The following is a 20,590-nucleotide window of genomic DNA, read 5'->3' as shown; positions in this document are numbered from 1 at the left end:
GTACCTTTACCATAGCAGAATGGGGTTCTTTTTTCATCACTTAAGGGGTGAAACTAAAAAAGTAATTATCAGACTGCCGTTAGGCAGTTTCATACGGTTTCAATTAAAAAGTATGAATTATTCAGGTCTAATACTAATTCTTGCATAGTTGAACACTCCTTATTTAAAAGACCGTGTCCTATATTTCAGAGGGAGCTCCCCATTAAATTTGTGCAACAAAAAAAGAGATAGACCTGCTATCTCTTTGACAAAAAATTCTCAGTTGAGAAATGAAAATGGGCAAACTGCTCCCTTGTATCTGTCATATAAACAGGACCTTGAATAGTTATTTAATTAACGATTCAAAGTCACAAGTCGCAATCTCATTTTACATTCCTCCTTAAATTGATACATAAATCTTAACACGACTACCTATACTTTACAACTCGTTTAGCCTATTCCTTTGCATTTGTTGTGAGCTTCCTGGTGTTTTATTATGAGATTTCACTTAATTAAACGGTCTGTAAATTAAACTCTTTTATATAAGTGATTTCTTCATGCACTGTTTCCACTTCGAACAAATCCAAATTTTCTTTTTTGGAGACGATATATGTCCCTTCTCTTAAATAATAGGGGATTTCATTCGCTCCATCTGCATCCACAAATTTCAAGCGTTTGTTTTCTGCATCAAATCCGAATCTGAAGTCGGATGTATCCTTGGGGGTTCCGATAATGAGGTAATCCGTGGAGACGACCTTGCCACCCCATTTTTTATACAGATGATTAGCCGAGTCCCCGTCTCTGGTGAAAATCGCCAGTGCATTCACTCGTTCTTCAAGTAAACGTTCTTTTACTTTTTTAAATAATTCTGAAGCAACCCCTTTATTCTGGTGATCCGGATGAACGGCTAAATTAGCAAAATAAGCTACTTTGTCTGCCTGATAATAGGTATAGCTTTGACTGATATCCTTGACGTATATACCAATATCTAAAAGGCCAACGATTTTACCCTCTTCAACGGCGACCAGCTCAATAGTTGATTGATAGACCTCCTCGTCAAAGGTGTCTTTCTCTTTGCTCATGTCATCAAAAAGGGGAGAAAACAGATAGCTTAACGCTTTCGTATAGACCCACTCTTTTTCATCTTTTGTTTCGTAATTTCTTATAATCATCACTAAATTTTCTCCTCTGATTCGCTTTTTGCTATAAGTAATTTGAGATGAGAAGATGCTTATGAACTACCTTCTTTATTGACTACACTATAATTGTTACGACAGCTAAATAGAAGTTCAATAAAACTTTCGTGGTAAGGAATAAATTCCCCTAACATTATCATCTCCTTAATTTCCTCAAGTGTTGCCCACTTTGCAGACTGGTATCGCCTTGAGTAGCACTGCCTCCAGCTGTCAGATCCCAATAATTGGGCCATCCGACTTTATCGCTCTGTCTTTGTTGTATAAGCATCTTACCTTCTTTATTAAAAAGGCAGACATGAATAATGAGGTGAAATTCACCTTCAGAAAAGGATTCGCCTCTCACCATTGTTCTTCCAGTTTTTATCCGTTCACTAGTGTAAGTATCCCAGTATTCCATAACCTATCCCCTTTTACTTAAATTTATTCATCCATGTCCACGTACTCCACAACATACCGACTGTTGGGTAAATACATCAGTCTATACCTGTTTCCCTCCAAAGGAGAAAAAGCCCACGGATTTCTTCTATATTCTTTACCATCTATTACGAATGCATTTTCTCCCCCAGGAAAGTATACTGTCTCTGCAATACCTTCAACTGCTAAAGTTTCTCCTCTTAAGGCATTAGGCAAATCCAAAAAAATAACTCTATGTAAAATGATAAAATGAAAACAGCAGCACCGGTATCGATAGTATGAGGTAAATCCACCATCTCTGTTTTTCCTTTTGCTTTAACAGTTTAAAAATGAGTCTAAGAAAAACAGCAAGAATCAGTCCCGTTAGAAGACTGGTAAAAATAAGCGTGCCGTAATAGTAAGTCATTTCGTTTACTCCTTTTCTACATCTCTTTCTGTTTTGAATGGTATGCTATCATTGTACTCAAAAACTAATCAATAAATACTATTTTTGTTAATTTATCTTGGAACATCTTAGGTCAAATACTATAATTGGAATAATTGTTTTAAAATAAGTAGACTTAAAGTCTTTTTTTGAAAGGAGCCTCCCATTGAAATCTGTCACAGTGCATCAGTACGATGCGTTTTCTAAAATTCCTGGTAAAGGCAATCCTGCCGGGGTCATATTAAATGGCGATGATTTATCAGAAAAAGAGATGCAGCTGAGCGCTTTTTTAGTCGGCTTTAACGAGATTGCGGTTCCTTTAAATTCGGATAGAGCTGACTTGCGGATTCGGTTCTTTTCTCCAAAAAGAGAAATGGATTTATGCGGGCATGCCATTGTCGCTACACTCAATGCTTTGAAAACGAGAAATTTACTGCCTGATAAAGAGTCGCTAACTATCGAAACGAAAGCCGGTATTTTAGCTGTGAGCATGACTCAATCAGTTGGAAATGACTGGCAGATTTCATTGACTCAACCTTCTCCTCAGTTTGAACTCTTTGATGGCTCCAGAAAAAACGTCGCTCAAGCAATTGGACTGGCTGAATCGGATATCGATGATAGCTTACCTCTTCTATACGGTAGTACAGGTTCATGGACCTTGCTTGTCCCAATAAAATGTTTGGATGCTTTCAGTCGGATGACACCTGATAACAAAACGTTCCCGGAGATACTTAAGGCGTTTCCACATGCGTCTATTCACCCTTTTTGCTTAGAGACGATACATGCAGACAGCAACATGCACGGGCGGCACTTCTCCTCGCCCGGAACGGGTTCAATCGAAGATCCGGTCACTGGCACGGCTTCTGGTGTCATGGGCGCTTACTATGCAAAATACATTGATAAAGATCTTACTGATTATTATCACCTGTCAGTTGAACAAGGTCAGGAAATCGGAAAAGACGGGCGCGTATATGTAGATGTCAGCAGGCAAAAGAACGCGTTAGCTGTCAGTATTTTAGGTGAGGCCGTGTATGTCCAAAGCTTTAACCTCACCTTGAAAGATTAAGTTCAGCTCGATAAACCCTTATCATCTGTGCTAAACTCTAGTAGAAAAGTACGACAAAACTGGTAAAAAAGAGGGACGAATATGATTGCACAAACAACAGAAGATTTTGAAGGACTTAAAAAAATCGGTAGAATTTGTGGCTCCATTCGCGATGAGCTGGTTTCTCAGACTAAAGTTGGTATGACCACGAAAGAACTTGATGAAATGGCCGGACGCCTATTCGAACAAGCCGGCGCTAAATCTGCACCAAAAGGTATCTACGATTTTCCCGGTTACACCTGCATCAGTGTGAACGAAGAAGTAGCCCACGGGATTCCGAGTGACCGAGTTATCGAAGAAGGCGACTTAGTTAATATCGATGTATCCGGCTCAAAAAACGGGTATTTTGCGGATACAGGTGTGTCCTTTGTGGTCGGAAAAGGCAATCCAGCTTTGAGTGTGTTATGTGATATAGCTCAGGAAGCTTTTGACGCGGGCCTGGAAAAAGCCTGGCCTGGAAAGTATACGAGTGCTCTCGGTAAAGCGGTGAATGATACCGCAACAGAAAACGGCCTGACGGTCATCAAAAATCTGACTGGCCACGGCATCGGTCGTTCAATTCATGAGAAACCGGATCATATCTTTAACTACTTTTCCAAGTGGGATGATGTCAAAATGAAAGAAGGCATGGTGATTGCCTTTGAACCCTTCATCTCAACCAAGGAAAAAGAAGTGTTTGAGTCTGACGACGGCTGGACGCTTCTGACCGATGAGAGTTTTGTCGCCCAGTATGAGCACACCATCATCATTACAAAAGACGGACCCGTAATTACGACAGCTTAAACGGTCGTGAGCTATGATTATCTCCCTTTTAATCATCCTTCAGAGACTTTGTACACTTTGAATAATGATTAAACTGATTTAATCATTGTTCATTTTTATATATGTTATTGAACGATGATTAACACCTGAATAATCATTGTTCAGCCTATTTTTACCATCTAAAAGAAGATTAAAACGCCCTGCTCATAGGATATCGAGCAGAGCGTTTTTCTATCATTAAATGACTAAGCTTTTCTTCAGGTTTCTTATATAATTCATCCCCATAGTCCAGTAGAGGTATTCTATAACCCGTGAGGTAACATATTCTTCGATTACGGCTTTTTTATTCCATTCCATAAAGCCGTATTCAGGGAAGAAAATATCCGAAGTCGGCAGGCCAACGTCATAATCCAGCAGTGCCTCGTTCATTTTCCGTTTCGTATTTTTCCGGTCCCGCTCTTTTCCGTAACACATAATCAAGACACTTTTGTTAACCAGCTGATCGGTCATTGCCTGCATCAGTTTCTGATACTCCTCAGGCACTTCTTCTGAAAATGTCGGTACAATGAATATAAAGCCGTTTATCTCTTCCAGCTCTCGTTTTCCTTCTTCTGTTAAAGCGATGGCATCCTGATTTGAAGACAGTAGTGAGGCTGACCTGATTATCTCAAAATCGATGCCGATATTTCGTCTGTCAATTTTTCTGAGATAAGGATAGACTTTCTTGGCTACGGTTAGGCTTTCCTTTTCTTCAAGATAATCAATCAGCAAAACACCAATTTTGACCATTATGCTCTCTCCTCTTATATAATTTCTATTTGCTTGTGTCCTTGACTACTTTAACTATAAAGTATACAGTAGCTGTAAAGTCAAGGAGGGTGAGCGCATTGAAGAGCAGTAAATACCTTAAAACCTCTGAAATGGCTCAAGTAGTTCACATTAATAAGCGAACGCTGCATTATTATGATGACATCGGGCTTTTTTCACCTGAGTACAAAGACGAGAAAGGCTATAGATATTATTCTTATACACAAATAATGGACTTGAGCATTATTTTATCTTTAAGAGAGCTTGATATGCCTTTAAATGAGATCAGAGAGATTCTTTCCGGAAATTTTGATGACTATACTCTTTCTCTGGAACATAAACTGGGAGATGTCGATAAAAAAATAAGCGAATTGAACAGCATTAGAGAAATTATTTCCCGGAAGCTGGCTTACATTGAACAAGCAGAACGCACACATATGAAAATCAAGGCACTTCAAATAGAGGACAGCCACCTTATCTTAAGTGATCCCATTACCGATCAGTCTGTATTGAACTTGTTGAATAAAGCCCATCAGCTTGTTGAAGAAAAAAGCACCTTTACTTTACCGAATAACGAATACGGTTCTATGATACAGGTGGAGAAAAAGCTGAAAGACCCCTTCAATGAGCAGTATGATTTTATGTATATAGATGCCCCTTCAGCTTCACCGCACTATCACATTAAACCGGCTGGAGATTATCTGAGCATTGTCTACCGCGGAACGGAAGAAACGCTTCCCTTGGCCTACAGTAAACTTATTGACTATGCTGAAAATAAAGAACTGTCTCTCGAAGGTTATTTTTACGAAAAAGTCCTGCTTGATTCCATACAAAAAAACCAGGACAATCTGGTAAGCGAAATTCAAGTTAAAATTAAACGAGCACAGATTTAACTATTCGCTAAGTCTTTCCTGTCAGTTATCTCTACTTTAAATTATTATCCAGAGCGTGAAGTATGATTCTTTCCAGTTAATCATGCTTCACGTAGTTTGCTGTACACGACCTATGAATAACACGACTCAAATCATTCTTCATTCTTTATAAAATCGGTAAAGTATGATTTCCCCCGGATAATCATACTTTGACCTATCTTAACGGTTTTGCATGACTGCATTTAAGCCATGACTGAACTCACCTTCCTCTTCTCTGCCCAGTTACGTATTACTTCAAAATAAGGCAGTACACTTCAATTTTCTCAAAGAAAAAAGAACCCCTTTTCAGAAGTTCTCTCTCGAAATTATTCAGTTGTCAGCTTTCTGCTCTTTGATAGATGCCGCCTTTGCCGAAGTAGTTCTTTGTCAGTCTGACCACGACTGGACTTAAGAGCAGCAGACCAACCAAGTTAGGAATGGCCATCAAGCCGTTCAGTGTATCAGCCAGTGCCCAAATCGCACGCAGTCCTCCGACAGCTCCCACGACAATGAGTGGAATGAACAGGAAACGGTAAAGGATAATGGATTTCGGTCCAAACAGGAACTCCATACAACGTTCTCCATAGTAAGACCAGCCCAATAGTGTTGAAAAGGCAAAGAATACCAGTCCGAATGTAACGACATAACCGCCAAGAGCCATTCCTTCATCAAAGGCCACAGTCGTTAGTGCTGCGCCGTCAAAACCAGTGTCCCAAGCTCCTGTCATGACAATAACCAGTGCAGTGATGGTACATAATACCAGAGTATCCGCAAACACCTCGAAAATTCCCCATAGCCCCTGGCGAACCGGGTGATCCGTTGTAGCAGCCGCGTGGGCAATCGGTGCACTTCCCAGTCCAGCTTCATTGGTGAAGACTCCTCGCGCAATACCGAATCGAATAGCCATGGTGAAGGTGGACCCCACAAAGCCACCGACTGCGGCTGTCCCTGTGAAGGCGTCTTGGAAAATCAAAGCAAAGGCAGCAGGCACTTCAGAAATATTCAAAATAATAATCAGCAGGCCACCTACGATGTAAACTGCAGCCATGAACGGAACCAGTACTTCCGTTACTTTACCGATTTTCTTGATTCCGCCAACAGTCACCAAGGCAACTGCGATAACCAGGACAATCCCTGTAGCTAATGGTGGAACGTTAAAGGTTGTGTTCAGTGAATCTGCAACAGAATTTGACTGGACCATATTTCCTATTCCAAAGGTCGCTACCGTTCCAAATACTGCGAACAGAACAGCCAGCCATTTTTTATTTGTTCCTTTATCTAAGTAGTACATCGGTCCCCCAACATAACGCCCATCTTCCGTCTTTTCTCTGTATTCAATCGAAAGGACAACTTCACCGTATTTGGTTGCCATACCGACAAGTGCGGCCAACCACATCCAGAAAACGGCTCCGGGACCACCGATTGCGATGGCTGTACCCACACCGGCAATATTACCGGTTCCTACCGCAGCAGCCAAAGCAGTGGAAACAGCCTGAAATGCTGTAACTTCTCCTTCACCCACTTGTTCTTTCGCAAACATTTTGAAAAATGTCTGTTTCATTGCGTAGCCGAATTTAGTAAATGACATAAAGCCCGTCCGTACTGTCAGAAACAGACCTGTTCCAACGATGAGGAACAGCAGTGGCCAGCCCCAAACTAAATCGTTCACTACGTCATTAATCTCCATAAATGTATCCATTCATTTCTCCCCTTGTTTTTATCTCATTATATTCTAATAATACTATACAGTGTTAAACGTTGATAAATCAAGGTTTTTTTGAAAATCCGTTATATTAGCTTAATTTTTATCATTATTTTACCATTCTAAGTTCTCTATTTGTTAAAGATAAAAATATTCGTTATTACTGCATTAGACTAATCGACGGTAGCGTAAAAAAAGAACCTCCAATCATACAGAGGTTCTTCTGGTTTTTGACAAACCATTATTTACGTTTCAGTTCTCTTTGATAAATACCGCTTTTGCCGAAATACTCTTTAGTAAGTTTGACAATGACTGGACTCAATAGCAGTAGTCCAATCAAGTTCGGCAACGCCATTAGTCCGTTCAGTGTATCCGCCAGATCCCATATTGCCCGCAGACCACCGATAGCTCCAACAACAATCAGAGGAATAAAAACTAAGCGATACGGTAAAATGGATTTTGGTCCGAACAAGAACTCGATACATTTTTCACCGTAGTAAGACCAGCCTAACAATGTAGAGAAAGCGAAGAATACGAGACCGAATGTAACAATGTAGCCGCCAAAAGGCATGCCTTCATCAAAGGCAACGGTTGTCAGCGCTGCACCGTCTATTCCAGAATCCCAGGCACCCGTCATCACAATCACAAGAGCGGTAATTGTACACAAAACAATGGTATCCGCGAATACTTCGAAGATTCCCCACATGCCCTGTCTGACTGGGTGATCCGTTGTGGCTGCAGCGTGGGCAATTGGCGCACTACCTAAGCCGGCTTCGTTAGTGAAGACGCCTCGGGCAATACCGAATCGAATGGCCATTGTCAGTGTTGAGCCAACAAAGCCACCTACAGCTGCTGTACCGGTAAAGGCACTTCGGAAGATAAGGTCAAACGCCGCCGGAACCAGTTGAATATTCAAAAGAATAATAAGAAGGCCGCCTACAATATAAATCACAGCCATAAAGGGAACAATGACTTCCGTTACTCGACCGATTTTCTTAATTCCGCCGATTATAACCAAGGCTACTAGAATGGCCAGTACTACGCCGGTAACAATTGGATTGATATTGAAGGTTGTATTCAAGGAATCTGCAACAGAATTAGACTGGACCATATTTCCGATACCAAATGTAGCAATGGCTCCGAAAGCCGCAAATAAAATGGCCAGCCATCTCATGTTTGCTCCTTTTTCAAGGTAGTACATGGGACCGCCTATGTAGCGCCCATCTTCCGTTTTCTCACGGTAATGAATAGACAAAACTACCTCGCCGTATTTGGTTGCCATACCTACTAAAGCAGCCAGCCACATCCAAAATACCGCTCCCGGACCACCAATCGCGATGGCTGTACCAACACCGGCAATGTTTCCTGTCCCGATCGTCGCGGCAAGCGCTGTTGAAACTGCCTGAAATGCAGTAACTTCCCCTTCACCGACTTGATCTTTGACAAAAATTTTCATGAAGGTCTGCTTCATGGCGTATCCAAATTTGACAAAGGATACAAATCCTGTTCGTATCGTCAAGAACAGGCCTGTTCCGACAATTAACAGCAGAAACGGCCAACCCCACACCAATTCATTGACAAAGGAATTAACTGCCAAGAACCAATCCATAAACTGATCCATACTTTTCGCTCCCTCTTATATCAGTATTTACTGCTTGATTTTAATATACATAATTATGAGAAAAAAGTATATCTCATTTCACAATATATACTAATATACCAATCAACGGGAAAGCGAAACTGCCTATTTTGAAAGCTTTTACTTATTTCTTAATCTATCTAACTTGTGAAAAACTCGTTTGATTTTAATCTTTCTATAATCAAAAGCTCTGAAACCTGCTTTCAAATTGCCTGAATTGACGGGCGACAGCATTTTTCAATGCCTGACTGAAGTCTCTTTGAAAGGCAGTTGTTTCAACTTCTTCATTAATAATTAAGCTGATATATAGTTTTGGTGCGTTTTCCAGAGGTATTTGAATCAAGTCCGAGCGGTCCCTGACAAGCAAATCAATCATGACACCTGCACTCATTCCGGAAGCAATCATTGAATTGACTGTCTGCACTTCTTGAGCATAATGAGTTGAAGACACATCGACTTCGTTCTCTTTGGCCCACTGTCTGAACAATCGCTCATGGGCATATCCTTTGGCTAGCGTGACAAAGTGGACGTTTCTTAGCATGCATGTTTTAATATGTGGCTGACTGGCTAACGGATGACTCGATGAAACCCAAAGTGAGAGCTCTTTTTCCACTAGTGGAACAACGGTCAGTTTCTGATTACTCGAATAAGGCTGATCTAGGGCCGTGATGGCAGCCGAAATTTCTCCTGACTGAATCATTTCGAACATGCAATCAGAACTTTCTTCCTCAACTAAATTCAGTGAATCCATATAATCACTTACTGCCGGCAAAAGTTTGGGTAAAAAATGACTGCCAATAGTTGGAAGAAAGCCCAACTTTACTTCCTTTGCTTCTTTCTCTCTAATCTCTTTCTTAGTCTCTTCAAGCAAGTTGACGATTTTTAAAGCATTATTATGTACAATTTCCCCGGCTTCCGTCAATCTCACACTTTTGGATGAGCGGTCCCGACTAATCAGACGGGTGCCGAATTCTTCCTCCAGCCGTTTTAATGCCATAGAAATAGATGGCTGTGAAACATAGAACGTTTCAGCTGTCTCAGTAAAACTCCGTGTGCGAGCTAATTCTCTAAAATAATATAGGTCCTGGACTTTCATAACTATACTTCTCCTCAACAGTAATAAATAATATGTAATTCGAACTAATAATTACTGTTTATATTACCATAAAATGACACACAACTATACCATTTTTAGAAAGAGAGACTATAAATAACAAGTGTACTCATGAATGGGCACTATCTATAGGGCATACATAGATTTAGTCTAAAATAATTTTGTATATACCAACCTGTTGCAACTTCTCTTTGGATGTTATTTCCAGCATCAGCTATATAAAAAGCAGCGGGATTCAATCCCACTGCTTTTTTACGATTATTTAGCTTAAATCAGCTATTGCTTCTATTTCAATTAAAGCATCTTTTGGTAAACGTGCCACTTGATAAGCAGTGCGTGCCGGATACGGTTCAGAAAACAACTCTTCCATTACTGCATTGACTGTAGAAAAATTAGCCAAATCAGATACCAGTACCGTCAGCTTAGTCACGTCTGACAACGTCTTTCCTTCCATTTCCATAATCGTCTGGATGTTCTTGAATGATTGTCTAGCCTGGGCTTCAAAGCCTTCCACCAGTTCATTGGTTTCCGGATCAACTGGCAGCTGACCTGATGTATACAGCTGATTCCCGGTAATACGGTAAGGACTGTACGGTCCGATTGCTTTAGGTAATTTACTCATTTCATTTCCTCCTTCTTTTCTACCTCTAAGTATATAAGGATTTTTGAAAAGTGAAAAGAAATAAATTCAGTGAATTGAGACTCAGCCCGTCTGAGGTACACTTTCAGCCAATTCCAGTTCAAGGTCTTCTTTGCTTAAAGCATAAAGCAAGTAAAGAAGATAAATTTTTCCTGTCAGAGACAATACTATACTGGCAACAAAGACAGGGACATAAACAAGGCTGACAGATAATGCCAGAGTCACTGCTGATCCCCCCATAAGCAGGAGGTACCATTTGTCTTTGGCAACTGCTTTATCTCTTTTCTCGATTCTATTCTTTCTGTCATACTGACGGACGACAGCTTCCAGCAGCTTATGAAATGCTGATAATTCAATCAGTAAAACAATAATAGGAAGAAACTGAAGTAACAGACTGATTCCAGTCACGTCAGAGCCAAAAAGCTGGAAAAGTTCACCGAATGAGAAGACAAGTAGTACCATCACACTTTTGAAAACAAACCGGAGATCCTGTCTTGGAATCTGTTCTTCCAAATCTGCCAAAGCATCAAGTATGATCAGCCAGCCGACAAAAGCTGGAAGAACCGGAATTAAACCGGCCGACAGACTGATATTGACAATGAGAAAGCCCCAGAACAGCTTTTTGAATCCTGGCGTCATCTAAATCTCCTCCCTTGATCTCAAGTATCTATAGATAGTCGAAAAACTGTAGTCAGGTTCCAGTTGAATAGCCTGAGCAAGACTTATCGTGTGTTCTTCCTCTTCACTGGTGATTAAAGTGAGCTCAGGTGATGAACTGAAAACCGTGAAATCAGGCGAGCCTTCACTGCTTTCTCTTTTAACCGATACATTCACCTGCTCCCCCTCTTGAACCATTTGACCGATAATCTCTTGAGAGTCCATACCATTTACCTCTAATCGAACGGCATCGCTGAACTGTTCAAAATAAGGTGCATCCATCCCTAAAACAGAAAGCTCTTCTTCTGCATTATAGGTGACAGCCATCTGACCATTTGAGGTAGAGCTGCTAAATGAAAAGCTTAAAGGAGCATCTGATGTATCTTGGCTGCTAATAATCATTTCGCCTATGTCCACTGTCTGTGTCGTCGCATCACTGAAGGTTACCGTTGCTTCCGTCAGCAGAAGTTCCTCTCCCTCTTCCAGTTCTGGAAGCTGATTCATCTGCAGGAAAACCTCTCTCACATTATACTGACCAAAATCTCTCCCCCACTGATCATCGAAAGACTGAACTTCTCTCCCGCCTGACAAAACAGCAAACTCATTTTCCGAAGCATTTACTTGTAAACCCGGATACTCTTCAAACTCAACCCAAGTGACAATACGGTTGTCATCCGCGTTTGTTATGTAATTCAAACTCACTGGAAAATCAAAACCGCCTCTTTCTTCGGTAACATGCAGGTTGATATTATGTTCCAGAAAAACTGGACCGTCCAGCCTGACATGGGATAAAAAAGCGAACCCCACAGCTATCAATACTCCTGTCAGAATCAAGCTTGTTTTATAAAGCCTGTCATTACTTTTCATAAACGTGCTCCTATCTTATAATTAATCTTGATATGATAATATTATTATTTATACTAGTTTAACAGACACATTGCTACAGTTGAAACTCAATTACGTCACATCTTATCTAAATAAAGATATCTGAAAAATCAATACGATTATTCTAATAATGTTCAGTGCATATAGTTAAAATTTAACAATAAGTGTCAGAAAAAAATCCTTCACTAGTGAGTTTATCATGAAGAGTCAGCTTAGCCCTACTCACCGTGAAATTTTGCTGAGTTTACCTAAAATAGGTGGACTTAGCACTGCTCACTGTTGCTTTTCTTCTGAGCTTGCCGAAGAAGGGGTACCTTAGCATTTCTCATCAGTTTTTTTGTTTTGAGATGACCGAAGTTGAATAGACTTGGCATTACTCGTGGAGTTTTTCTCCTGAGTTAACCGAAAATTACCGGAGTTAGCACCACCCAATAGGTGAAGCTATCTGAGTTTACCTAAGGTTCCCCATCTTCGCATATCTCGCTAGCCTGTCTTACTTGAGTATGCCGAAGTCAACCCAACTTAGCATCGCTCGTCAATATTATCCGCGTGAGTATACCGAAGTCAGCCAGGTACTCATAGATTTTCTCATTCCTACTCAAAAAAGAAAGCTACTGACTGCCTAATAATAAGAAATCATCAACACACTCACCATCCTTACCTGTAAAATGCGGTCACTTTAAAATAAATCTGCTCATGGATAACAGTTTGCGAGTAAGAATGGTAAACTGTAAGCAAAGATATTAACCATATGAAAGAAGGCAATTATTATATGACTCAAGTAAAACTAACCACTCTGACGACAAAAGGCGGCTGCGGCTGTAAAATTGGTCCAAGCGACTTGCGCGAGGTCCTTCACAATTTGCCTGAAACTAAAAAAGATCCGAATCTTCTAGTAGGACTGGATACTGGGGACGACGCCGGTGTCTATAAATTAACGGATGACCTGGCAATTGTACAGACCCTTGATTTCTTTACCCCTATAGTTGATGACCCTTATGATTTTGGACAAGTCGCTGCGGCAAACGCCTTGAGTGACGTGTATGCGATGGGCGGAACGCCTATAACTGCATTGAATATTGTGGCCTTTCCGATTTTCAATCTGGACAAAGCTATCTTGACGGAAATCCTCAAGGGCGCCAGCGATAAAGTTCAGGCAGCCGGCTGCAACCTTGTAGGCGGACACTCCATTGATGATCAGGAACCTAAATTCGGTCTCTCCGTTACTGGAACAATCCATCCCGACCGCATCCGTACCAACGCAGGCGCTAAATCGGGAGATAAACTGATTTTGACTAAACCCATTGGTGTCGGCATTTCAACGACTGCTCTGAAACGCGGTTTGCTTACAGATGAGGAAATCGCACGTGTGACCAAGGTCATGTCAACTTTGAATAAAGATGCGGCTGAAGTTATGACCGACTTTGACGTTCATGCCTGCACAGATGTCACTGGCTTCGGACTCCTCGGTCACTTATCTGAAATGGCTGCGGAAAGTCATCAGGCCCTGACTATCTATAAAGATGAAGTCCCTGTCCTATCCCGTGTCCGTGAACTTGCCGAAGACGGGGTCGTTCCGGGCGGTTCAAAAAACAATCTGAAACACGTAATCGATGTCGTTCATTTTGCGGATGACATTGATGAAATCGATCAGATTATTCTGGCTGACGCAGTCACATCCGGTGGACTCCTGATGTCGGTGGCTGAACAAGACGTTGACCCAATGATGGCTGCTTTAGAATCAAAAGGCATTCAGGCTCATGTTATCGGCGAAATTGCTGATGGGGACGCTGGGAATATTTACGTAAAATAAGAAAGTGGAGCGAGCTCCACTTCTACTGCTTTAATTTCTCACTTTAAAATAAGAAAGGATTCACCTATGTTTAAAGATATTTCACCCGCTGACTTGTTTGAACTGAAAGAATCAGGACATGTGGTTGTCGATGTGCGTGCACCCAAGGAATTCAATGAAGCGACCATTCCGGGTGCCATTAATATTCCTCTATTTACTGACGAGGAACGTGCTCAAGTCGGCACCACTTATAAACAAAAAGGCCAGGATGCAGCGAAAGAACTTGGGCTGGAGATTTTTTCAAAAAAACTGCCTTCATATATCAAGCAGTTTAAAGAATTAAACGCCCCCGTTACCGTCTTCTGCTGGCGTGGCGGTATGCGCAGCACGACCGCTGCTACTGTAACAGATTTGATGAATGTCAAAATCAACCGTCTGACCGGCGGCATCAGAGCCTACCGTAACTGGATGAAAGAACAGCTCGACACGGTTCCTCTGCCTCCCTTTTACGTATTGAATGGCCATACAGGCAACGGAAAAACGCACATATTGCGCCAGTTAAAAGCAGAAGGTTATCCTGTCATTGATCTGGAAGGCATGGCCCGTCACCGCGGGTCGATATTCGGTCAAATTGGACTTGAACCGAGCAACCAGAGAATGTTCAATCTACTGCTTGGTGAGGAACTGCTGCGGTACCAGCAGTCTCCTTATATTCTCGTTGAAGGGGAAAGTGCTCGTATTGGAAAAGTGGTTATTCCGGAGCGTATTTTTCAGCATAAGGAAGAAAGCCCTCAGTTAGTAGTGGACCTGCCCTTAGACGAACGGGTCAGAATTATACTGTCCGACTATTCTCCGGACAAGCACCATGAGGAATTTGTCGAGGCGTTCGGAAGAATCAGCCGCCGTATCCATACCCCTGTTTCAAAAGCGACAGCTCACGCTCTGGAAGACAGAAACTATCCGGAAGCAATCAAAAACCTACTGACGCACTATTACGACCCGCACTATAAGAAGTCCATTACCACGGAAGATAAAGCGATAATTAGCATCGAAGAACCATCAATAGACTATGCAATCAAACGTGTAAAAGAACAGTTAACCACACTTGTTTAGATGCATTAGCCAATTTGACCAAAGGCATAACATATAGAGCCGAAAAGATAGATTCTACGGCTGATAGAAGGGTGATCTTATTTTTACACTTGGACGGACGATTGATATTAAAAATAAAAGCAATCTGACGATTGTACTTCTTACATTAACGGCAGCTGCACTAGGCTGGCTTCTAACAGGTGAGCTTGCGCTCGGTCTTTACCTGGGCGGAGGCGTCTTTTTAAGCTGGGCACTCTCCCGGGAACTCGACCCCGCTCACCCTATTTCAGCTTTTGTCGCAGCAGGCCTGTCCTTATTAAGGCTCCTGTCTCCGGATACCATTCAAGCCTCACTCATTTTCTGGCTGCTTCTGATGATGAGGATGGTCAACGGTATAACCGGTCAAAAACTGACAATACTTGATGTATTATCTACATTGGGTTTCACTGTTTTCCTTTCCTATACCCAAGAAAACAGTCTTTATTTACTGTTATTTGTACTGGCAACTATTAGTTTNATCACTTTAAATGAACTGGACTATGTAACGGGCAGTCTGCTCGTTTTAACCATTCTATCCGTGCCGCTGTTCTGGCGACTTTCCAAAATGGAGACAATGGACGATAAAGACCAAGCAGCTGATTCGTCTCGTATTTTTTTCCAGTCAGCTTATCTATTCCACAACGGTTATTCTGTTTACCCTATCCGGCAGCCTGACGATAAATGATCAACTGATCTATCTTGCTGTTGTATCTGGACTCATCTTTTATCACCTTCGCGTTACCTTATTTACGTCCAACTGACTAGAGGCTTTTTTATCTATGAAAGGAGACTATGTGATGTCTGTACCTCTTTATAAACCCCTGAATACGCTCAAAAAAGTTGACGACGCTATCTGGATTGTTGATGGCGGACTCATTAAAATGAAGGTGTTGGCTTTCGGGATTCCTTTTTCAACACGGATGACCGTCGTTCGTTTAGCCGATGGGACCTTATGGATTCACTCGCCTGTCGAGCCGGATGATAAATTATTCGAAGCGATAAATGCTTTAGGAGAAGTGAAACACCTCGTTTCACCCAACAAAATTCATTATGCCTTTATCTCTGAATGGAAAAAGCGGTATCCAAAAGCTACAGCCTGGTCCAGTCCTGGAGTCGAAGACCGTGCCGCTTCACAAAACATCCCAGTGGATTTTGATGCAGCACTCTCAGACGAAGCGCCTGATGATTGGTCCGCAGACATTGAGCAGCTAATCTTTAAGGGCAGCCGGGTACTTGAAGAGGTTGTATTTTTCCACAAGAAAAGTCGTACGCTAATTCTGACCGACTTGATTGAGAATTTTGAACCCGAACAGACATCAAGTCCGATTATGCGAACTGTTCAAAAAGCAGCTGGTATAGCCCATCCGGATGGCCAGACTCCAAAAGACATGCGTCTGACGTTTACCGGACGAAAAGACGAGGCCCGTCGCTGTTATCAGCGGATGCTTGACTGGCAGCCGGAAAAAATTATTCTGGCTCACGGCAAATGGTACGACAAAAATGGTACAACTGAACTGAAACGAGCCTTCAGGTGGCTTGATAAGTAGGATGACTGCCAATCGCAGTCTTTTTATTATGAGAAAGATGAAAAGCAGTATCCTTTAAGTTTTTTGTTACTGGTTCGGTTAACTCAGCGCTGGCTGAGTTTCCACATTGCCGAATTCAACCCATCTTAGACAAACTCAAGTCTATCTTGGCTGCCACTTTACCAAAGTACGCATACCTTGAGTAAACTCATCAGTTTTAGTCCTTCAGTTTACCCAAGTTCTTCAAACATCGGCAGACCCAAAGCCAACTATTTCTCAGTATGCCGAACCTCTCGCATGTTCGGTATACTGAATGACATAACCGGTATCACTTTACCCAAGAACACCCTACTTCGGTATACTGAGGAATTTTTTTCATCTCAGTTTACCGAAGATTGCCTCACTTCGGCTAACTGACGCATATAATTCAGCTGAGCATGCCGAACTCAGTCTATTTTAAAGCATAATCACCCAGATTTTTGCGTTCACGAAAAAAAGACCTTCCGCCCCGGCAGAAAATCTCTTTTTTATCCGATTCAGTTAATGTCCAGAACGAATGCATAGGTTGCGGTTCCTTGGGCCCAGCTGGCCCGTACTTCATATATCACGCGACCATCTCGCGTAAGAAGCACGTCATCTCTAGAACTACTGACGGTATAGTCTTCTTCCCATGTTCGGACGGAGTACCTGTCCGGCTCGACTTCAAACTCCAGCTCAACAACTGAATCACTTATGACAGCTATCGGTGTCATCGCTCGGACCAAATCAGGCGGCGGTGCGGTATCTGCTTCTATTGCCGTTATCGTGCCGTCCTCATTATTCACGCTCCAGCTGTATGTGCCTCGTATAACATCAATCGCTTCGTCTCCAACCAATACTTTTAATGAAGGCGGCTCCGGCAACTCCTTTGTATCTCCTGCTTGAGCTTCCTCACTCACTAGTTCGCCTTCCAAAACTCCTTCGTCATTGTCCATACAGCCTGTAAAAATCAGCACACTTCCCGCCAAAAATAAAGCTAACCATAATCGTCTTTTCATATGGCACCTCCATAAAGGCTAATCTTTCTCGCTATTACTTCGCAAAGACACCTCTATATTGTTCAGTCCGTTTTGTTCAAATTCTCTGTTGTATTCATCTTCTTTAGACCAGTATTTTTTCAGTCTTAAATCCGGATCATTTGCTTTCCCTGTTATCTTTTCCAAACGGTCCAAATCACGTTCTGCCAGGCGTGCTGCCAGTTCTGTCCAGAAAACTTCATTATCATAATCTTCCATATAGCTTTCTACCTTGCCCGTCTCAAATTCGCGTGTTTCGAAATATTTATTTCTCTCTTTATCATGTTCTATAATGTCGTCCTGACCCATCTGTTTGGCAAATGAATAAATATATTCGCGCAGTTCATCGTACTCTTTAACTCTATCAGTCGTTCGAATGCCGTTAACCATAAAATCTCCCAGATAAATTAAATCAATTAAGCTACGATACTGCTTCTTAGTGAAATTTATTTTCATTGTCCGGCTCCTCTGCTCGTTCGATAAACTCTTTCTATACAGCTATAATACCACAGTCCCCTCGTTTAAAACTGTCTTGATACAAATAAAAGCAAATCAGTTTTTACACTGATTTGCTTTACTGTTAGACGTTTGCTTCTTCTTTGATACGTAGAGGTTTCAGCGCACCACTCCAGGCATTCACTTGATCAAGCATAGCGTTAATATTATCTAAGTGAAGCTCAGCCGGTTTAAAGGTTGTGAAGTTCTCAAAGTCAGTAAAAAGTGAGAGCGTTGGGTGAACGCGGACATCCGCAATTTTCAGTTCAGCCATGACGCCACGCAAGTGTTCAGCAGCACGTGCACCACCTGTTGACCCGTAGCTTACGATTCCGGCAGCTTTGTCGTGCCACTCATCTCGCAAGTGGTCAATGGCATTTTTCAAGACGCCTGAGAAGCTGTGGTTATACTCCTGAACGATGAAGACGAAACCGTCCAGCTCATCAATTTTACTGCGTCACTCGGCAATCCCCGGCTCTGTCCCGTCGGTTGTGCCTAAAAAGGGCAGCTGAAAATCGAGTAAATCGACGATTTCATAGTTTGCGTCGTCCCTTAAATCAGCCAGTTCCTTAACCCAGTCGCCTACCTGTGGACTGACACGTCCATCCCGTGTGCTTCCTAAAATAATCCCAATGTTTAATTTGTCTGTCATGATGATAATCTCCTTTAATAGTTGTATTTTTATTTTTTGATTAATCCAGTGGTGAAAGGTTGCTTTCAATTTCCGCTCGGCGGTCTTCAAGAAATGGCGGCAAGACAAGTTCTTCGCCTAAATGCTCACTGTCCTGATCCACTGTGAAGCCCGGCTTGTCTGTTGCGATTTCAAATAGGATACCATTTGATTCACGGAAGTACAGGCTCTTGAAATAATAGCGGTCAACCAGTCCGGATGAAGCGAAATGATGGGCAGTCGCCTGCTCGTCCCAGTAGGTGAGCTCACTTTCCTCACTGACTCTCAATGCCAGATGATGAATACTTCCTCTTCCTGGTCGCTCATCAGGACCGTCAAGTTGCTTGACCAGAATCTGGCCGTAACTGTCCGCCTTTTCAGTTTCGAACAGCGTATCCGTATGCTCGCTAAACACTTCCTGGTAACCCATAATATCGGTGAGTGTACGGTTAAATTTTTCACTGTTGCGAACGGTAATTTCAATCGTTCCCATTCCTCTAATCTGATGCTCTTCGGGTACAGGTGACGCCTCAACACTTTCCCAATGCGGCATTTCATCTCCGTTTGCAACCATGAGTACTAGCTGTAGCCCGTCGGGATCTTCAAACTTGAGAGCCTGCCGTCTGGCATAGGTGCCGATGCTGCCATGATAGACACCCATCTGCTCGAAACGCTCTTTCCAGTATGTGAGGCTTTCTTCTGACGGCACCATCAGCCCAATACGTGTAATGGCGTTGGTTCCTCGGTGCGTTCGGCCGACAGACGGCATTTCAAAAAATGTCAGGCCGGTTCCCGGACTTCCCGTCTTGTCTCCATAGAACAGGTGGTACATAGAAGGGTCATCCTGATTGACGGTCACCTTTACGCGTCGTAGCCCCAGTACTTCTTTATAAAACTGATCGGTTTCTTTAGCATTTTTCACCAGCATGGAAATGTGGTGGTGTCCTAATAATGTAGACATAGTTATCACTCCTTTTTATTTGACTAGTCAAGTGATTCGGTAAAAAAATTGGACTTACTCGCCCAATTTTTTCTCTGTGTGCTTCTGCACTTTAGTCATTAGTTTATATAATGTGCGCTGTTCTTCTTTCGTCAAGCAGTCATCCATAAGAGACGTCTGAAAGGCCAGTTGATGCTCAAACACACTTTCAAGTTTCTCTTCGCCTTTTTCGGTCAGACTGATCCATTTTGTTTTCCATTCGCTGGTCCGCTGAATGTAACCTTCACGCTCCAGCCTGCTTAACATTCTGGAAATCCCACCGGCTGAAATCGTAATTTTATCTGCCAGCTCACTCTGAGATAGAGGCTGATAGGTCCCAATCTGATTCAGGACATCAAATTGAGCGGCCGTGATGTCAAAGCGTTTGAGAAAATCATTGGATAAACGTGCGCTCTGATGCGTGAATCGGGTCACTCGTACCCAGATAAGAGAGGCTAACGTATTTCGTTTCACCGGTATCATTCCTTTCTATATTATCACTTTACATGTTAACTGATTAAAAATCAAGTCTTTTTACTTATTTTTTTAAAGCGGTTAAAATTACTGGCATAATGTAAACATCACTAGTGTTGCATAAAACTTAGAATAAATGATTTCCACAGATTGTTACTTTCGTCACAAATGGTTTTCGTTAAAATTTCCAAAAAAGTCAATTGCTGGCGCAAGGGATGACTTTTTCCAGAAAT

General features: G+C 42.1%; 21 protein-coding genes and 1 pseudogene. 6 read left to right on the top strand and 16 right to left on the bottom strand.

Features of this window, described 5'->3' with window-relative positions:
* Positions 1 to 491: 491 nt before the first annotated feature.
* From ACYVLS_RS07220 to ACYVLS_RS07205, 4 genes are all read right to left on the bottom strand, one after another.
* The gene (locus ACYVLS_RS07220; RefSeq protein WP_460323011.1) at positions 492 to 1,151 is read right to left on the bottom strand and encodes a GNAT family N-acetyltransferase; all 660 of its coding nucleotides are present in this window, start codon (positions 1,149 to 1,151) and stop codon (positions 492 to 494) included.
* Between the two features lie 160 nt (positions 1,152 to 1,311).
* Complete coding sequence (locus tag ACYVLS_RS07215) at positions 1,312 to 1,572, bottom strand: NUDIX hydrolase (protein WP_460323009.1); 261 nt, start codon at positions 1,570 to 1,572, stop codon at positions 1,312 to 1,314.
* Between the two features lie 23 nt (positions 1,573 to 1,595).
* Positions 1,596 to 1,811 carry a hypothetical protein gene (locus ACYVLS_RS07210; protein ID WP_460323007.1) on the bottom strand — a complete coding sequence of 72 codons (216 nt, stop codon included), beginning with the start codon at positions 1,809 to 1,811 and terminating at the stop codon, positions 1,596 to 1,598.
* A gap of 10 nt (positions 1,812 to 1,821) precedes the next feature.
* A complete protein-coding gene (locus tag ACYVLS_RS07205; RefSeq protein ID WP_460323005.1) occupies positions 1,822 to 1,995 on the bottom strand; it encodes a hypothetical protein in 174 nt (57 codons plus the stop codon).
* A 184-nt stretch (positions 1,996 to 2,179) separates the two neighbouring features.
* On the opposite strand from ACYVLS_RS07205, the gene ACYVLS_RS07200 reads away from it, so the two are divergent.
* Together ACYVLS_RS07200 and map are read left to right on the top strand one after the other, a co-directional pair.
* Positions 2,180 to 3,079, top strand: a complete 900-nt coding sequence (locus ACYVLS_RS07200) for a PhzF family phenazine biosynthesis isomerase (protein WP_460323003.1) — start codon at positions 2,180 to 2,182, stop codon at positions 3,077 to 3,079.
* Positions 3,080 to 3,160: 81 nt separating this feature from the next.
* Positions 3,161 to 3,901, top strand: a complete 741-nt coding sequence (gene map / locus ACYVLS_RS07195; protein WP_460323001.1) for a type I methionyl aminopeptidase — start codon at positions 3,161 to 3,163, stop codon at positions 3,899 to 3,901.
* A gap of 216 nt (positions 3,902 to 4,117) precedes the next feature.
* Here map and ACYVLS_RS07190 read toward each other — a convergent pair whose 3' ends face one another.
* Positions 4,118 to 4,669 (bottom strand): hypothetical protein, encoded by a 552-nt coding sequence (locus ACYVLS_RS07190; protein WP_460322999.1) that lies wholly within the window; start codon positions 4,667 to 4,669, stop codon positions 4,118 to 4,120.
* Between the two features lie 98 nt (positions 4,670 to 4,767).
* On the opposite strand from ACYVLS_RS07190, the gene ACYVLS_RS07185 reads away from it, so the two are divergent.
* Positions 4,768 to 5,580, top strand: coding sequence for a MerR family transcriptional regulator (locus ACYVLS_RS07185; RefSeq protein ID WP_460322996.1), 813 nt, complete (start codon positions 4,768 to 4,770; stop codon positions 5,578 to 5,580).
* 355 nt (positions 5,581 to 5,935) lie between these two features.
* Here the strand turns inward: ACYVLS_RS07185 and ACYVLS_RS07180 are convergent, their stop codons facing one another.
* The 6 genes from ACYVLS_RS07180 to ACYVLS_RS07155 all read right to left on the bottom strand — a co-directional run bounded on the left by ACYVLS_RS07180 (position 5,936) and on the right by ACYVLS_RS07155 (position 12,217).
* The gene (locus ACYVLS_RS07180) at positions 5,936 to 7,297 is read right to left on the bottom strand and encodes an alanine/glycine:cation symporter family protein (protein ID WP_460322993.1); all 1,362 of its coding nucleotides are present in this window, start codon (positions 7,295 to 7,297) and stop codon (positions 5,936 to 5,938) included.
* Positions 7,298 to 7,541: 244 nt separating this feature from the next.
* A complete protein-coding gene (locus ACYVLS_RS07175; RefSeq protein WP_460322990.1) occupies positions 7,542 to 8,921 on the bottom strand; it encodes an alanine/glycine:cation symporter family protein in 1,380 nt (459 codons plus the stop codon).
* A gap of 199 nt (positions 8,922 to 9,120) precedes the next feature.
* Positions 9,121 to 10,035 carry a LysR family transcriptional regulator gene (locus ACYVLS_RS07170; protein ID WP_460322988.1) on the bottom strand — a complete coding sequence of 305 codons (915 nt, stop codon included), beginning with the start codon at positions 10,033 to 10,035 and terminating at the stop codon, positions 9,121 to 9,123.
* A 280-nt stretch (positions 10,036 to 10,315) separates the two neighbouring features.
* Entirely contained in the window at positions 10,316 to 10,675 is a 360-nt protein-coding gene (locus ACYVLS_RS07165) for a Rid family detoxifying hydrolase (protein WP_460322985.1), read from the bottom strand.
* A gap of 81 nt (positions 10,676 to 10,756) precedes the next feature.
* On the bottom strand, positions 10,757 to 11,332 hold the full coding sequence (locus ACYVLS_RS07160; RefSeq protein WP_460322982.1) for a hypothetical protein: 576 nt from the start codon (positions 11,330 to 11,332) through the stop codon (positions 10,757 to 10,759).
* Positions 11,333 to 12,217, bottom strand: a complete 885-nt coding sequence (locus ACYVLS_RS07155; protein ID WP_460322979.1) for a hypothetical protein — start codon at positions 12,215 to 12,217, stop codon at positions 11,333 to 11,335.
* Between the two features lie 790 nt (positions 12,218 to 13,007).
* Between ACYVLS_RS07155 and selD the strand changes: the two genes are divergently transcribed.
* The 3 genes from selD (at position 13,008) to ACYVLS_RS07140 (ending at position 16,705) form a co-directional block, all read left to right on the top strand.
* Positions 13,008 to 14,048, top strand: coding sequence for a selenide, water dikinase SelD (selD, locus tag ACYVLS_RS07150; protein WP_460322977.1), 1,041 nt, complete (start codon positions 13,008 to 13,010; stop codon positions 14,046 to 14,048).
* A 66-nt stretch (positions 14,049 to 14,114) separates the two neighbouring features.
* Positions 14,115 to 15,140 carry a tRNA 2-selenouridine(34) synthase MnmH gene (mnmH, locus tag ACYVLS_RS07145; protein WP_460322974.1) on the top strand — a complete coding sequence of 342 codons (1,026 nt, stop codon included), beginning with the start codon at positions 14,115 to 14,117 and terminating at the stop codon, positions 15,138 to 15,140.
* Between the two features lie 815 nt (positions 15,141 to 15,955).
* The gene (locus ACYVLS_RS07140) at positions 15,956 to 16,705 is read left to right on the top strand and encodes a DUF4336 domain-containing protein (RefSeq protein ID WP_460322971.1); all 750 of its coding nucleotides are present in this window, start codon (positions 15,956 to 15,958) and stop codon (positions 16,703 to 16,705) included.
* A 515-nt stretch (positions 16,706 to 17,220) separates the two neighbouring features.
* Here ACYVLS_RS07140 and ACYVLS_RS07135 read toward each other — a convergent pair.
* The 5 genes and pseudogenes from ACYVLS_RS07135 to ACYVLS_RS07115 all read right to left on the bottom strand — a co-directional run bounded on the left by ACYVLS_RS07135 (position 17,221) and on the right by ACYVLS_RS07115 (position 20,357).
* Positions 17,221 to 17,721: a hypothetical protein gene (locus ACYVLS_RS07135; protein WP_460322969.1), complete on the bottom strand. Its 501-nt coding sequence runs from the start codon at positions 17,719 to 17,721 to the stop codon at positions 17,221 to 17,223.
* Positions 17,722 to 17,739: 18 nt separating this feature from the next.
* Positions 17,740 to 18,195: a hypothetical protein gene (locus tag ACYVLS_RS07130; protein ID WP_460322967.1), complete on the bottom strand. Its 456-nt coding sequence runs from the start codon at positions 18,193 to 18,195 to the stop codon at positions 17,740 to 17,742.
* A 124-nt stretch (positions 18,196 to 18,319) separates the two neighbouring features.
* Positions 18,320 to 18,886 (bottom strand): annotated as a pseudogene (locus ACYVLS_RS07125) (NADPH-dependent FMN reductase).
* Positions 18,887 to 18,926: 40 nt separating this feature from the next.
* Positions 18,927 to 19,865: a ring-cleaving dioxygenase gene (locus ACYVLS_RS07120; RefSeq protein ID WP_460322965.1), complete on the bottom strand. Its 939-nt coding sequence runs from the start codon at positions 19,863 to 19,865 to the stop codon at positions 18,927 to 18,929.
* A 54-nt stretch (positions 19,866 to 19,919) separates the two neighbouring features.
* Entirely contained in the window at positions 19,920 to 20,357 is a 438-nt protein-coding gene (locus ACYVLS_RS07115; RefSeq protein ID WP_460322963.1) for a MarR family winged helix-turn-helix transcriptional regulator, read from the bottom strand.
* Between the last annotated feature and the right edge of the window lie 233 nt (positions 20,358 to 20,590).

This window comes from Alkalibacterium psychrotolerans (assembly GCF_054784355.1).
Note: the sequence above shows the minus strand (reverse complement) of the source record. Positions and strands in the feature narration are given on the sequence as shown.